This is a genomic window from Actinoplanes sp. NPDC049599 (assembly GCF_044465625.1).
In the GTDB taxonomy this organism is placed as follows: Bacteria; Actinomycetota; Actinomycetes; order Mycobacteriales; family Micromonosporaceae; genus Actinoplanes.
Window position 1 is genome coordinate 16,898 of the sequence record NZ_JBITLX010000013.1, and the last position, 13,700, is coordinate 30,597.

Here is a 13,700-nt window from a genome sequence, read left to right on the forward strand (position 1 = left end):
ACCTAGGCCGGGTGCCGCGGGCCCCGGATGAGCCCGCATACCCAGTTCATCCGGGTACGGACACACCCTCCACCCGGCGCACCACATCGGGCAGCACCTCGCCCAGCGCGGCGTCCACGATCAGGCCCGCGTACGGCTCGCCGCGGGTGATGCCCTGGTTGACGATGGCGACCCGGATGCCGTCCTTGGCGGCGCGCAGCACGAACCGCCGCCCGGACATCACGGTCAGCGAGGAACCCAGCACCAGCAACGTGCGCGCCCCCGCGACCAGCTCGAAGCTGCGGCTGACCCGGTCGGGCGGCACGGTCTCGCCGAAGTACACGACGTCGGGCTTGAGCATCCCGCCGCACGACGCGCAGTCGACAACCGTGAAGCCGTCCAGCCCGGCGTCGTCGATCTCGACGTCGCCGTCCGGGTTGACCGCCGTCACGGCCGCCGCGAAGCCCGGGTTCGCCGCGTCCAGCCGGTCGGAGTGCGCCGTCCGGGCGGTCAGCTCACCGCAGCCCAGGCAGGTGATCCGGGAGAGGTTGCCGTGCAGCTCGACGACGGCGTGCGCGCCGCCGGCCTGGTGCAGCCCGTCCACGTTCTGGGTGATGACCCCGTCGAGCCGGCCCAGCTCCTGGAGCCGGGCCACGGCCCGGTGACCGGCGTTGGGCCGGGCGTCGCCGATGGTGCGCCAGCCGAGGTGGCTGCGCGCCCAGTAACGCCGCCGGGCCACCGGATCCCGGGTGAACGCCTGGTAGGTCATGGGGGTGCTGCTCCGGGCCACGCCGGACGGGCCGCGGTAGTCCGGGATGCCGGATTCGGTGGACAGGCCGGCCCCGCTGAGCACGACCACACCCCCGTCGCCGACCCACTCGGCGAGCTGCTCGATCTGCGTCACCCCACCATGGTCCCTCACCCGGTGGAGTGGGACGAAGGACGCACTCACCACTATCTGTGCACGGACGGGCCGAGAACGGTAGGTTGATCGGGTGGCCACTGTCGCGCGCCTGCTGCCCCGTCACTGGGACGGGCGACGCCTGCTGCAGTTCCTGACCGGCCTCGCGCTGATCGCCCTCGCTTTCACGCTCCCCGCCCTGCTGGACCAGGGCGGCCCGGCCGCCGACGCGCCGGTGACGGTCATCACCACGGTCGACACGCCGCTGCCCCCGGGCCTGCCGCTGACGGAGGCCCCGGAGCAGACCCGCGCGGGCGCCGACCAGGCCGGCCTGGCCCTGGAAGCGGACAGCACCGACCCCGCCACCGCCTCCGAGGACGCCGGGTCCGCGCAGGACACGGATGGCGGCAATCAGGGCGCTGCCCCGATCGACGCCGGCGTGGTGCAGGGTCCGGCCGGGCTGCCGGTGCAGGGCCGGCACGGCGGCCGGATCTGCGTCGAGGCCCGCTCGGCCGCCGGCAGTTCCAGTCAGCGCACCCACAGCGAGCGCGGCCCCCCGCGCGCCTGAGCCGGGCGCGCCACCGGGCGCGACCCGCGCGCTTGAGCAAGGTGCGCGATCCGTGACCGGCCGCGATCCGCGTGCTCGGGCCGGGTGTGGGATCGGCGTTCGGGACTGGCCGCGATCCGCGTGCTTGGACCATGCGTGTGATCCGTGCTCCGGTCCGGCCGCGATCGGCATGCTCGGGCCAGGTGTGGGATCCGTGCTCCGGTCCGGCCGCGATCCGCGTGCTCGGGCCAGGTGTGGGATCTGTGTTCGGGATCGGGCGCGATTCGCGTGCTTGAGCCAGGTGTGGGATCCACGGTCCGAATTGGACGCGATCCGCGTACCTGAGCCAGGCGTGTGATCCGTGGGCGGACCGGCTGCGAACCGCGTGCTTGAGCCAGGTGCGCGACCCGCGTGCTCGGGCCGGGCGCGCCACCCCGCACCGCGCTGACGTGCCGTGCCCTGACAGCTTCAGCCCTCGACTTTCATGAGCGATCCCTGTGCGCGTAAGGGAATAGCTCAAAACTCCGACGCGCAACCGAAGAGAAGCCGGTGTTCATCGTGGAAACCGCCATAACGATCTGGATGGTCCTGCTGGTCGCCGTCGCCGCCGTGACGGCCTTCTTCGCCGTGCCCCGCCGTTCCGCCCGGGCGGTGGCCTTACCCGCCGCCGTGCCGATCGATGAGCGGGCGCTTGCCGCCGAGCGGGCCGCCGAGGTCTCCCGGCGGCGGCGGGATGACTGGGTGCGTGCTCAGGAGCGGGTTGATGCCACCTGGGCCGAGTTCGACGCCGCCGATCGGGAGGCACGGCGGGTAACCGCCGCGGCCGCTTTCCCGATTCTCAAGCAGCGCCGGACCCGGGCCGAGCTGGCCGATCGGGAGCGTAATCTGCATCGCATCGCGACCGCGGCCTGCCGGCGGCGGGAGTTGTCCATCGCGCAGCTCAACGAGGTGCTGGCGCATCGGGGGATGTGGAATCCGCGGCGTCATCCCGTTGCCCAGGAGGCCGCGGTGCGGGCGGCCGTGCGGGAGCATCGGTTTGCCGCCTATCGGGCCGCGACCGAGCTGGAGCGGCAGGCGTGGCAGGAGGCCGAGCGGGCGGCGGCCACGTTGCGTAAGCTGCGCGCGGAGGTCGTCACCGTGCGTGCGCAGGCCGGCCGTGACGTGCGGTGTCAGCAGCAGTGGACGCCGGCTCGTCCGGCCAAGGCCCGGCTGGCGGTGCGCTGAGCGCCGTGGCGATGTCCAGTGTGGACCTGAGGGGTCCTTCGGTGCGGTGGCGCGTGGAGTTGCGGCGCGCAACTCAGGCAGGCCAGGTACCGTCAGGGTCGCTGATGACGGACGGCAGGAGGCCGAAGTGTCGTTGACCCCGGCGGGCCGCCCGCCCGCCGTACGGCTGCACCGGGCCGCGCGTGTCGAGGACGCGGTGCACGAGATCATCGAGCGCCGGTTGCGGCAGCGTGGCTGGGAGCCGGTGATCACGGCGTACACCGGTTACGGTGCGCCGGGGTGGGCGCGGGTGATGGCCCGGGTTGTGCTCACCCGGCGCACGCGCGCGGTGAAGAAGCTGGACAAGGTGCGGGGCTGGCGCAGCTTCACCACGTCGCCGGTGAACAACGCGCCGGTGCAGATCCAGATCGGCGATCAGGTGCACGAGACCCGCACCGACCGCAGCGGATACGTCGACACCCGGGTCAAGGGTGACCTGGCGCCGGGCTGGGCGACCGTGCGGCTCAGCACCGAGGGCGCCGAGCCGGTCGAGGCGCCGATCCGGGTGGTCGACCCGGCGATGAAGTTCGGGGTGGTCTCCGACATCGACGACACGGTCATGGTCACCGCGCTGCCCCGGCCGCTGCTCGCGGCGTGGAACACGTTTGTGCTCGACGAGCACGCGCGGGCAGCGGTGCCGGGCATGGCGGTGCTCTACGAACGGCTCGTCGCGGCGAACCCGGGCGCGCCGGTGTTCTACCTGTCCACCGGCGCCTGGAACGTCGGGCCGACGCTGGCCCGCTTCCTCTCCCGGCACATGTATCCGGCCGGTCCGCTGCTGCTGACCGACTGGGGGCCGACCCCGGACCGGTGGTTCCGCAGCGGCCAGGAGCACAAGCGCAACACCCTGCGCCGGCTCGCCGCGGAGTTCCCCGACATCCGGTGGCTGCTGATCGGCGACGACGGCCAGCACGACCAGGAGATCTACTCCGAGTTCGCGCACGAGCACCCGGACAACGTCGCGGCCGTCGCCATCCGGCGGCTGTCGCCCACCCAGGCCGTGCTGGCCGGCGCCATCCCCGGGCCCTCGGGCACCCCGGAGGCGGTCGGCTCGGGCGGCAAGACCTGGTTCGCCGCACCGGACGGGGCCGGCCTCTGGTCCCTGCTGAGGGACACCGATGTGGTCTGAGGATCAGCCCTCGTCAGCCGCCGCCGGCGTCTTGTCCGCCGTGCCCTCGGTGACCCGGGCGTGCAGCTTCTCCCGGATCTCCTCCGGCGTGTACGCCCGGCGCCGCCGCTCCCCGCGTGCCAGCACCACACCCGTGGCTGCGACCCCTGCAAGCCCGGCCAGTCCCGCTACTTTCCACCAACGCATCTGCTGAGGATAGACACGTGGTCGCCGACATCAGCCTCGACGAGGCAATGGATCTCACGCGTACGGGTGACATCTGGATCTTCCGCGGCCGCTCCGGCCCGGACCGGGCCATCCAGGCGATGACCAACAGCCCGGTCAACCATGTCGGGATGTCCCTGGTCATCGAGGACATGCCGCCGCTGATGTGGCACGCCGAGCTGGGCAAGTCGCTGCCCGACATGTGGTCGGGCACCTTCCAGCGCGGCGTGCAGCTGCACGACCTGCGCGACGCGGTCAGCGTCTGGGCCAAGCGGTACGGCCAGCGCGGCTGGCTGCGGCAGCTGGAGCAGCCGGTGACCAAGGAGATGGAGGACCGGGCGCTGAAGACGGTCGCCCGGCTCGACGGCACGCCGTTCCCGTCCAGCGCCCAGCTGGCCTGGCGCTGGGCGCGCGGCCGGGTGCCCCGGATCCGGCTGCCGTGGCAGGAGACCGCCGCCGAGGAGGCCGACCTCGAGACGGCGTACTGCGCCGAGGTGGTCGCCGTGACCTACGAGGACATGGGCCTGCTGCCGCCCGGCAAGCCGGCGAGCTGGTACGACCCGGGCCGGTTCTGGAGCGGCGACGACCTGGCGCTGAGCGACGGTTACCGGCTGGGCGCCGAGATCGCGGTGCGCGCACCTTAGGCTGGGCCCCGTGGGTCTGGTGGGCCGGGTGCCCGAGGTTGTCACCCTGGACCGGCTCCGCGCGAGCGCGGCGGCCGGCGAGGGCGCCGCGGTGCTGATCGTGGGCGAGGCCGGCATCGGCAAGTCCGCCCTGGCCGAGGAGGCGGCGGCCCGGTCGGCCGCGGCCGGCGCCACGGTGCGGGTGGCCCGGGCGGTGCCCGACGAGGGTGCGCCCGCGTACTGGCCCTGGTTGCGGCTGTTCGAGGACGTGCCGGGGCTCTCGCCGGAGCTGCTGACCGCCACCGCGGCCGAGGGCGAGTCCCCGGCGGCGGTGCGGTTCCGGATCGCGCACCGGGCGGTGCGGGCGCTGCGCTCGGCCGGTCACCTGGTGCTGGTTGTGGAGGATCTGCACTGGGCCGACGCCGCGTCGATCGGGTTGCTGCGCCTGCTCTGCCGGGAGTTGTCCGGCTCCCGGCTGCTGGTGATCGGCACCAGCCGGCCGGCGGCGCTCGACGAGCTGCCCGCCGTGGAGGTGCTGCGGCTGGAGCCGTGGGAAGCGCCGGCGGTGGGCGCGTACCTGGCGCAGGAGGCCGGACCGGCGGTGCACCCCTCGTGGGTGGCCGCGGTGCACCGGCTCAGCGGCGGCAACCCGCTCTACGTCCGGGAGCTGACCCGGCAGCTGTCCCGGGAGGACCGGCTGCGCCACCCGGCCGGCCGGATGGACGTGCCGGCCGAGCTGCGCCGGCTGGTGGGCCGGCGCACGGCCCAGCTCAGCGCCGGCTGCCGGGAACTGCTCGGCGGCGCGGCGGCGCTGGGCGCGGAGCTCGACGTGACCGTGCTGCGGGCCGCCGCGAGCGATCCGGGCGCGGTCGACGACCTGCTCGCCGAGGCCGTGGCCGCCGGCGTGCTGACCGACGACCCGTGGCGGCCCGCGCTGCTGGTCTTCGCGCACGACCTGGTCCGGCAGGCCCGCTACGACGAGCTGTCCCGCGGCGAGCGGATCGCCTGGCACCGGCGGCTGGCCGACGCGCTGGAGGCCGCCGGCGCCGCCGCCGCGGAGGTGGCCCGGCACCGGGTCCGCGCCGCCGTGGACGCCGGTTCCCGGCAGCGCGCGGTTGCGGCCTGCCGGGCCGCGGCCGCCGCTGCTACGGCCGCGCTCGACTACGCCGGTACGGTCCGCTGGCAGGGCCACGCCGTCGAGCTGGCCGGCGACCCGGTCGACCGGCTCGCCCGGGCCACCGCCGCGTACGCCGACGGCCGGCTCGACCTGGCGCTCGACGACTGCGCCGCCGTGCTGGACAGCGCCGAGCGGGCCGGGCGGGCGGAGCTGGCGGTCGAGGCGGCGCTGGTGGTGCGCGGCGTGGCCGGCTGGCTGGCCCCGGCGCTGCTGCTGCTCTGCGAACGTGCGCTCGCGGTGGCCGGCCGGCACCCGCGGGTGCTGGCCCAGTACGCGTTCCTGCTGGCCGACTCCGGTGACGTGGCGCGGGCCCGGGAGATCAGCGCCGAGGCCATGACGCTGGCGGAGGAGTCCGGCCGGCCCGGTGACGTGGCGGCCGCGGTGCACGCCCGGCACCAGGTGACCGACCCGTTCGACCAGCCCGCCGAGGTGCTGGCGCTGGCCGCCCGCAGCTGCGCCCTGGGCCGCCCGGACGCGGAGCTGTGGGGGCGCACGTGGCGGATCGACGCGTACCTGATGGCTGGCGACAACGCCGCCGCCGAGGCGGAGACGCTGCGGCTCGACACGCTCGCGCAGCGGCTGGGCTGGCCGGTCGCCCGCTGGCACCTGCTGCGCGCCCGGGCCGCCCGCGCGCTGCTCGCCGGCCGGCTCGCCGAGGCCGAGCAGCTGGCCGGCGAGGCCCGGGAGGTCGCCGTCCGGATGCAGGACCCGAACGCGGTCCAGCTCTACCACGCGTTCGCGGCCGGGCTGGCCCTGCACACCGGACGGTCGGCGGAGTACCTCGGCGCGGCCACCGAGCAGCTGTCGGTGAGCCTGGCACTGCCGATCGGCGCCGCCCAGCTCGGCCGGACGGCGCTGGACGCGGGCGCCACCGACACCGCCCGGCTCTGCTGGCAGCACCTGCGCCCGCGGCTGCCCGAGCTGCCCGCGGACAGCCTGCGTGGCTACGTGCTGATCACCGGCGGTGAGCTGGCGGCCGGGCTCGGCGACCTCGAGATGGCCCGGTACTGCTACCCGCGGGTGGTGCGGTACGCCCCGGTGTATCTGAACAGCACCACCAACTGTCACGGCGCCGCCACCCGCGCGCTCGGCACGATCGCCTCCGCGCTGGGCGAGCACGACGCCGCGGTCGGGCACCTGACCGCCGCGGTCACCATGGAGGCCGGTTCGCCGACGTTCCTCGCGCACGCGCAGCTCACCCTGGCCCGGGCGCTGGTCGCCCGGGCCGCGCCGGGGGACCGCCGGCGGGCCCGCGAGCTCGCGGTGGCGGCGGCCGCGGCCGGGCGGCGGCTGGGCATGCCGCCCGTCGCGCGCTCCGCGCAGCTCCTGGCCGACGAGACCGCGGGGGTACGCGCCGGCGCGGGCGCGCTGACCGCCCGGGAACGTGAGGTCGCCGAGCTGGTGGCGGACGGGCTGGCGAACCGGGCCATCGCCGACCGGCTGGTGCTGTCCGAGCGCACGGTGGAGACGCACGTCCGCAACCTGCTGGCGAAGCTGGGGCTCAGTAACCGGACACAGGTCGCCTCCTGGCTACGTACCGGATCTCAGCGGTAGCACTGAGGCGGCGGGCCCGGGGCCGGCGCCAGGGTGGAGACATGACCCAGCATCTGCGCCTCGAAGGCGAACTCCGTCCCGGCACGTACCTGATCGACCCCGCACGCTCCGCGGTGCGGCTGACCGCGACCCACATCTTCGGCCTCAAACCGGTGGACGCGACCGTCGCCATCCGGTCCGGCACCGTCATGGTGGGCACCAGACCGGAGCTGTCCACCGCGTCGGCCGAGCTGGACGCGGCCAGCTTCAGCACCGACGACCCGCGCCGGGACAAGGACGTCCGCGGCAAGCGCTTCCTGGCCGTCGGCAGGTATCCGGCGATCGGCTTCCGCAGCACCGGCCTGACCCGGACGGCCGACGGCTGGCAGCTCACCGGCGTGCTGAGTGTCCGGGGTGGCTCGGCGCCGGTGACCCTGAGCCTGTCAGCGGCCGAGCCGACGGCCGACGGGTACCGCTTCCGGGCGACGACGACAGTGGACCGGGTGGCGGCGGGCGTGACCGCGGGCCGCGCGCTGATCGGCCGGCACGTGCGGGTCACCGTGGAGTGCTGCGTCACCGCCCGCTGAGTGGCGGTCCTGAGCCGGACAGCAGGAAGGGCGCCGAGTCTCCTCGGCGCCCTTCCTGCTGTGTCCAGCTCTAGCGTGCCGCGCGGCTGCGCGCGGAGAAGGCCGCCGCGCCCCCGCTCGACGACTGCGAGGTGTGCACCGGCGTGGAGCCCGTGCCGCTGCGCCGGCTGCGGGGTGCCGCACCCTGGCCGCGGGGCGCCTGCGCCCGGCCGCCCTGGTCGCCGCTTGTGCCCCGGGTGCCGCCGCTGCGGGCACCCGTGCCGCGCCCGCCGCCACCGGCGCCGCGGTTGGCCGCCGGCGCCGCGGTGCGGGTGCCGCTGGGCCGTCCGGCGCCCCGGCCGCGCCGGGACTGGCCGCCGTTCGACTCCTCGATCGGCTCCGGCACCGGGGAGACCGGCGCGCTGTAGGTGCGCTCGCCGGGGGCGAGCTGGGCCAGCAGCGCGTCGCCCGGGCGGGCCTTGCTGGTGGTCGGCTTGATGCCGGCCTTGCGGGTGAGGTCGCGGACCTCACTCTGCTGGTCGTCGGTCATCAGCGTGATGACCGTGCCCTGCGCGCCGGCCCGGGCCGTCCGGCCGGAGCGGTGCAGGTACGCCTTGTGCTCGACCGGCGGGTCGGCGTGGATCACGATCGCGATGTCGTCCACGTGGATGCCCCGGGCCGCGATGTCCGTGGCCACCAGGGTCTGCGCGCTGCCGTCGGAGAACGCCGCCATGTTGCGGTTGCGGGCGTTCTGGGCCAGGTTGCCGTGCAGCTCGACCGCCGGCACGCCGGCCTGGACCAGCTGGCGGGTCAGCGTCTTGGCGCGGCGCTTGGTGCGGGTGAACACGACCGTGCGGCCCGGCGCGGCGGTCAGGTCGACCAGCACCGGGAAGCGGTCGTCGTGCCGCACGTGCAGCACGTGGTGGGTCATCTCGATCGGGGCCTCGGCCGCCGAGTCGACGTGGTGCGTGACCGGCTTGTGCATGAACCGCTTGACCAGCACGTCCACGCCGCCGTCGAGGGTGGCGGAGAAGAGCATCCGCTGGCCGTTGGTCGGCGTGCCGTCCATCAGCCGCCGGACCACCGGCAGGAAGCCGAGGTCGGCCATGTGGTCGGCCTCGTCGAGCACGGTGATCTCGACCGCGTCCAGGCTGGCGTAGCCCTGCTGGATGTGGTCGGCGAGCCGGCCCGGGCAGGCGACGAGCACGTCGACGCCGGCCTTGAGCCCGCGGATCTGCGGGTTCGCCCCGACGCCGCCGAAGACGGTGAGGGTGCGCAGCCCGAGCGTCGCGGCCAGCGGGGCCATGGTGGCCTCGATCTGGGTGGCGAGCTCGCGGGTCGGCGCCAGGATCAGCGCGCGGGGCCGCATCGGCCGGCGGGGTGCCTTGCTCTCGGCCAGCCGGGCGAGCAGCGGCAGAACGAACGCGAAGGTCTTGCCGGAGCCGGTGCGGCCGCGGCCGAGGACGTCCCGGCCGGCGAGCGAGTCGGGCAGCGTGGCGGCCTGGATCGGGAAGGGGCTCGTGATGCCGAGGTCGGCGAGGGCCGCGGCGAGCTTGGTGGGCACGCCGAGGTCGATGAACGAGGACATGTAGGTGTGAACTCCATAAGGCTGAAGGGGTCGTCCTGCCCGGCGCAGACCTACACGGGTCGCGGCGCGTGGTGGTCGATCCGAAGGCGGCCCGAGGCAGAACTGGGCGGGCCGCGAGATCAAGTGTACGCGGTGCCGGAGCGCAACCCGCCTGCACCCGACTGTGACCCTGCCTGCACCCCTCGGAGCCCACCGTTTCACCTCAGGGCCGGTCTCCCCCCGCCGGCCGGTATCCGAGGAGAGACCCCCATGAGCGGTGCTGTTGGTTTCGACCGCCGTCGCGAGGACGTCGTACGGGCGCACATGCCGCTCGTCGGTCATCTGGTGCGGGAGATGCTGGCGCGGGTGCCGGCCCACGTGAACCGCGACGACCTGCTGTCTGCCGGGTACGCGGCCCTGGTGGCCGCCGCCCGTGGCTTCGACGATGCCCGGGGGGTGCCGTTCTCCCGGTTCGCCGCCGCCCGGGTCCGGGGCGCCCTGCTGGACGAGCTGCGCGGGCTGGACTGGGCGAGCCGGTCGGTGCGGCAGCGGGCCCGGCGCACCGACGGCGCCCGCCAGGAGTTGACCGCCCAGCTGGGCCGCACGCCGACGGCCGCCGAGGTCGCCGCGCACCTGGGCTGCACGGTCGAGGACATCGAGTCGGCCGACGACGACGTGCAGCGGGCCGTGGTGTTCAGCCTGCAGGGCTTCGCCACCGCCGCGGCCGACGACATGGTGACCGAGCCCAGCGCGGGCCCGGAGGAGCTGCTGGTGCGCCGGGAACGGCTGGGTTACCTGCGGCACGCCATCGACGTGCTGCCGGACCGGCTGCGCGTGGTGATCACCGGCTACTTCTTCGAGGAGCGGCCGATGGCCCAGATCGCGGTGGAGCTGGGCGTCACCGAGTCCCGGGTGTCGCAGCTGCGGGCCGAGGCGCTGGCCCTGCTCAAGGATGGTCTCAACACCCACCTGGACCCCGCGCTGGCGGCCCAGGCACCGGCCAAGGACGGTTGCGTGGCCCGGCGCCGGGAGGCGTACTACGACCAGATCGCGACCCGCGGCGGCCTGCGGGACCGGCTCGCGGTGACCGGCCTGGACGGCCTGCCGGTGGCGGCCTGAGGCCGGCCCGTCCGGGCCGGCCGCAGGGCTCGCGTCACGCGTTGGCGCAGGTGCCGGCCTTCTTCTGGGCGGCGATGGCCCGGTCGGCGCCCTTGGCGTAGAGCGCCAGGCCCTCCTTGGCGGGTTCGAGCTTCCACGCGTCGCCCTCGTACACCATGGTGTACGACTGGGCCGCGACGAGCTGCTTGGCGATCACGACCGCCTTGTCGGTGCCGTCCATCCGGGCGCTGGTGAGCTGGATGGCCAGGCCCTTGCGCGAGCACGCGGTGTTGAGCTTGATGTAGTCGGCCTGGCTGATCGCCTTCTTGCCGGCCGAGGTGTACATGTCCCAGGCGCCGGCGAAGTCGCCGCCGCTGAAACGGTCGAAGACGGTCTGCGCGGCATCCTTGGCGCCCTCGATGGTCTTCGGCTGGGGTCCGCCCGCGGCGGCCGCGGCGGCGTTGCCCGCGGCGGCTTCGTCCTTGTCGTCGGAGCAGGCGGTGGTGAGGGACAGAGCGGCGACGGCGATGAGCGCCAGCGCGCCGAGGCGTCGGAACGGGTGGCTGTGGTTCATGTACCGCTTAATGTCGATGGACCGTCCGGCGTAACGGGCAAGTCGCCGCGGTGACGGATTCCTTACACTCGGCCGCCCGCCCGTAACCTGTATCACCGGCTCGCGGCCGGGCCGGGACATCGGCTATTCTGAGCGTTTCCAGGAAACGAAAAAAGCCACCTAAAAAGGTGGCTGACCTCGGAATGCTACCACAACAGGGAGTAGCTTTGTCAAGCTCCGCCGGCGGTACGGAAACTCTGCGGAACGACGACATCGAGTCCGAAAAGGCCTACCTGGCCCTGCTCTACCAGCGCCTCGACCTGCTGCGTGACCAGGCTGACGAGCGGCTGCGCGCGATTCTGCTCGAGGCCGGCGGCACCCCGCAGGGCCGTTCCCAGCGGGAGGCGACCCGCAGCCATTGGGCCGAGCAACTGGCCCAGATGAATTCCGTCGAGAACGGGCTGTGCTTCGGCCGGCTCGATTTCGCCGCGGACAATCCGCGCTACATCGGCCGCATCGGGCTGTTCGCCGAGGACCGCGATCAGGATCCGCTGCTGGTCGACTGGCGGGCGCCCGCCGCCCGCGCCTTCTATCTCGCCACCGCGGTGTCGCCCGAGGGGGTGACCCGCCGCCGGCACCTGCGCACCCGGGGCCGCGAGCTGACCGGCATCGACGACGAGGTGCTCGACATCGAGGCCGGTGCCACCGACGGCCGCGAGGACGTGACCGGCGAGGCCGCGCTGCTCTCCGCGCTGACCGCCAACCGCACCGGCCGGATGCGCGACATCGTCGAGACCATCCAGACCGAACAGGACGAGGTGATCCGCGCCGGGCTGCCCGGCGTCCTGGTGGTCCAGGGCGGACCGGGCACCGGCAAGACCGCCGTGGCGCTGCACCGCGCCGCGTACCTGCTCTACACCTACCGGGCCCAGCTCACCAAGCAGGGCGTGCTCATCCTCGGCCCGAACGCCACCTTCCTGCGGTACATCTCGCAGGTGCTGCCCTCGCTCGCGGAGACCGGCGTGCTGCTGGCCACCCTCGGCGACATGTTCCCGGGGGTGACCGCCCGGGCCACCGAGGCGCCGGCCGCTGCGGCGCTCAAAGGCCGGGTCGCCATGCTGGACGTGCTCGCCGCCGCCGTCGCCGACCGGCAGACGGTGCCGGAGGACTACCTCGAGGTCGACCACGACGGCTTCCCGTTGCGCATCGACCGTACGGTCTGCGAGGACGCCCGGGCCGAGGCCCGGCGGTCCGGCCGGCCGCACAACCTGGCCCGGTCGATCTTCGTGACCGCGGTGATCCACACCCTGTCGCTGCAGATCGCCGAGCGGATCGGGGCCGACCCGCTGGGCGGCGACAACCTGCTGGAGGAGGCGGACCTCGCCGAGACCCGGCGTGAGCTGCGCGAGGACCTCGACGTGCAGGCCGCCCTCTTCGACCTGTGGCCGGTGCTCACCCCGCGCCAGGTGCTGCGGGACCTGCTCACCGACGCCGACCGGCTGGCCTCGGCGGCCCCCGAGCTGACCGGCGCCGATCGGGAGCTGCTGCTGCGGGAGCGGGCGGCCGGCTGGGCGCCGGCCGACGTGCCGCTGCTCGACGAGCTGGCCGAGCTGCTCGGCGTGGACGACACCCTGCGGGCCCGGGCCGTCGCCCGGGAGCGGGAACAGGCGATCGAGTACGCCGAGGGCGTGCTGGAGATCGTCGAGGGCTCCCGGTCGCTGGACTTCGAGGACCAGGAGGAGGAGGTGCTGTCCGCGATCGACGTCGTGGACGCGAGCGCCTTCGTCGAGCGGCACGAGGTGATCGACACGCGTACCGCCGCCGAGCGGGCGTCCGCGGACCGCAGCTGGGTCTTCGGCCACGTGATCGTCGACGAGGCGCAGGAGCTGTCGCCGATGGCCTGGCGGCTGCTCATGCGCCGCTGCCCGAGCCGGTCGATGACGGTGGTCGGCGACGTGGCGCAGACCGGCGAGCTGGCCGGCACGACCACCTGGGAGCAGGTCTTCGAGCCGTATGTCGCGCAGCGCTGGCGGCTGGCCGAGCTGACCGTGAACTACCGCACCCCGGCCGAGGTGATGACCGTGGCCGCGGACGTGCTCGCCGCGGTCGACCCGTCGCTGCAGCCGCCGCGCTCGGTGCGGACCGCCGGCGAGGAGCCGTGGGCGGCCCGGGTGCGGCCCGGCGCGCTCGCCGAGGAGCTGATCGCCACGGTACGCCGGGAAGCGGCCACCGCCGCCGAGGGGCGGGTGGGGGTGCTGGTGCCGGCCGGGCTGGCGGATTCCCTCGGGCGCGCGCTCACCACCGCCATCCCGGAGGCGGCCGTGGGGGAGCAGCCCGACCTGCTCAACCACATCGTGCTGATGACCGTCCGGCAGGCCAAGGGCCTGGAGTTCGACAGCGTGATCGTGGTGCAGCCGGACGAGATCCTCGCCGAGAGCCCGCGCGGCCTCAGCGACCTGTACGTGGCGGTGACCCGGGCGACCCGGCGGCTCGGCGTGCTGCACACCACCGACCTGCCCAAGGTGCTCGCCGCCCTGGCCTGACGACACGGCGACGGGCC

12 protein-coding genes are annotated in these 13,700 nt (G+C 74.4%); 8 read left to right on the forward strand and 4 right to left on the reverse strand.

Annotation, left to right across the window (positions count from 1 at the left end):
• Positions 1-46 precede the first annotated feature (46 nt).
• Positions 47-883 carry an NAD-dependent protein deacetylase gene (locus ACIBQZ_RS22730; RefSeq protein WP_396090749.1) on the reverse strand — a complete coding sequence of 279 codons (837 nt, stop codon included), beginning with the start codon at positions 881-883 and terminating at the stop codon, positions 47-49.
• A 91-nt stretch (positions 884-974) separates the two neighbouring features.
• Between ACIBQZ_RS22730 and ACIBQZ_RS22735 the strand changes: the two genes are divergently transcribed.
• The 3 genes from ACIBQZ_RS22735 to ACIBQZ_RS22745 all read left to right on the forward strand — a co-directional run bounded on the left by ACIBQZ_RS22735 (position 975) and on the right by ACIBQZ_RS22745 (position 3,819).
• Entirely contained in the window at positions 975-1,448 is a 474-nt protein-coding gene (locus ACIBQZ_RS22735) for a hypothetical protein (RefSeq protein ID WP_396090750.1), read from the forward strand.
• A gap of 528 nt (positions 1,449-1,976) precedes the next feature.
• Complete coding sequence (locus ACIBQZ_RS22740) at positions 1,977-2,651, forward strand: hypothetical protein (protein WP_396090751.1); 675 nt, start codon at positions 1,977-1,979, stop codon at positions 2,649-2,651.
• Between the two features lie 127 nt (positions 2,652-2,778).
• Entirely contained in the window at positions 2,779-3,819 is a 1,041-nt protein-coding gene (locus ACIBQZ_RS22745; RefSeq protein ID WP_396090752.1) for an App1 family protein, read from the forward strand.
• Between the two features lie 3 nt (positions 3,820-3,822).
• Here the strand turns inward: ACIBQZ_RS22745 and ACIBQZ_RS22750 are convergent, their stop codons facing one another.
• Entirely contained in the window at positions 3,823-4,005 is a 183-nt protein-coding gene (locus ACIBQZ_RS22750; RefSeq protein ID WP_396090753.1) for a hypothetical protein, read from the reverse strand.
• A gap of 17 nt (positions 4,006-4,022) precedes the next feature.
• Between ACIBQZ_RS22750 and ACIBQZ_RS22755 the strand changes: the two genes are divergently transcribed.
• From ACIBQZ_RS22755 to ACIBQZ_RS22765, 3 genes are read left to right on the forward strand one after another with little or no spacing between them, the layout of a single operon-like run.
• Positions 4,023-4,667: a hypothetical protein gene (locus ACIBQZ_RS22755; protein ID WP_396090754.1), complete on the forward strand. Its 645-nt coding sequence runs from the start codon at positions 4,023-4,025 to the stop codon at positions 4,665-4,667.
• Positions 4,668-4,677: 10 nt separating this feature from the next.
• Positions 4,678-7,377: an AAA family ATPase gene (locus ACIBQZ_RS22760; protein WP_396090755.1), complete on the forward strand. Its 2,700-nt coding sequence runs from the start codon at positions 4,678-4,680 to the stop codon at positions 7,375-7,377.
• 41 nt (positions 7,378-7,418) lie between these two features.
• On the forward strand, positions 7,419-7,943 hold the full coding sequence (locus ACIBQZ_RS22765) for a YceI family protein (RefSeq protein ID WP_396090756.1): 525 nt from the start codon (positions 7,419-7,421) through the stop codon (positions 7,941-7,943).
• A gap of 70 nt (positions 7,944-8,013) precedes the next feature.
• Here ACIBQZ_RS22765 and ACIBQZ_RS22770 read toward each other — a convergent pair whose 3' ends face one another.
• The gene (locus ACIBQZ_RS22770) at positions 8,014-9,510 is read right to left on the reverse strand and encodes a DEAD/DEAH box helicase (RefSeq protein WP_396090757.1); all 1,497 of its coding nucleotides are present in this window, start codon (positions 9,508-9,510) and stop codon (positions 8,014-8,016) included.
• Between the two features lie 249 nt (positions 9,511-9,759).
• Here ACIBQZ_RS22770 and ACIBQZ_RS22775 point away from each other — a divergent pair, with 249 nt between their 5' ends.
• Complete coding sequence (locus ACIBQZ_RS22775; RefSeq protein ID WP_396090758.1) at positions 9,760-10,608, forward strand: sigma-70 family RNA polymerase sigma factor; 849 nt, start codon at positions 9,760-9,762, stop codon at positions 10,606-10,608.
• A 34-nt stretch (positions 10,609-10,642) separates the two neighbouring features.
• Here the strand turns inward: ACIBQZ_RS22775 and ACIBQZ_RS22780 are convergent, their stop codons facing one another.
• On the reverse strand, positions 10,643-11,161 hold the full coding sequence (locus ACIBQZ_RS22780; protein WP_396090759.1) for a hypothetical protein: 519 nt from the start codon (positions 11,159-11,161) through the stop codon (positions 10,643-10,645).
• A 182-nt stretch (positions 11,162-11,343) separates the two neighbouring features.
• Here ACIBQZ_RS22780 and ACIBQZ_RS22785 point away from each other — a divergent pair, with 182 nt between their 5' ends.
• Entirely contained in the window at positions 11,344-13,683 is a 2,340-nt protein-coding gene (locus ACIBQZ_RS22785) for a HelD family protein (RefSeq protein WP_396090760.1), read from the forward strand.
• The last annotated feature ends 17 nt before the right edge of the window (positions 13,684-13,700 follow it).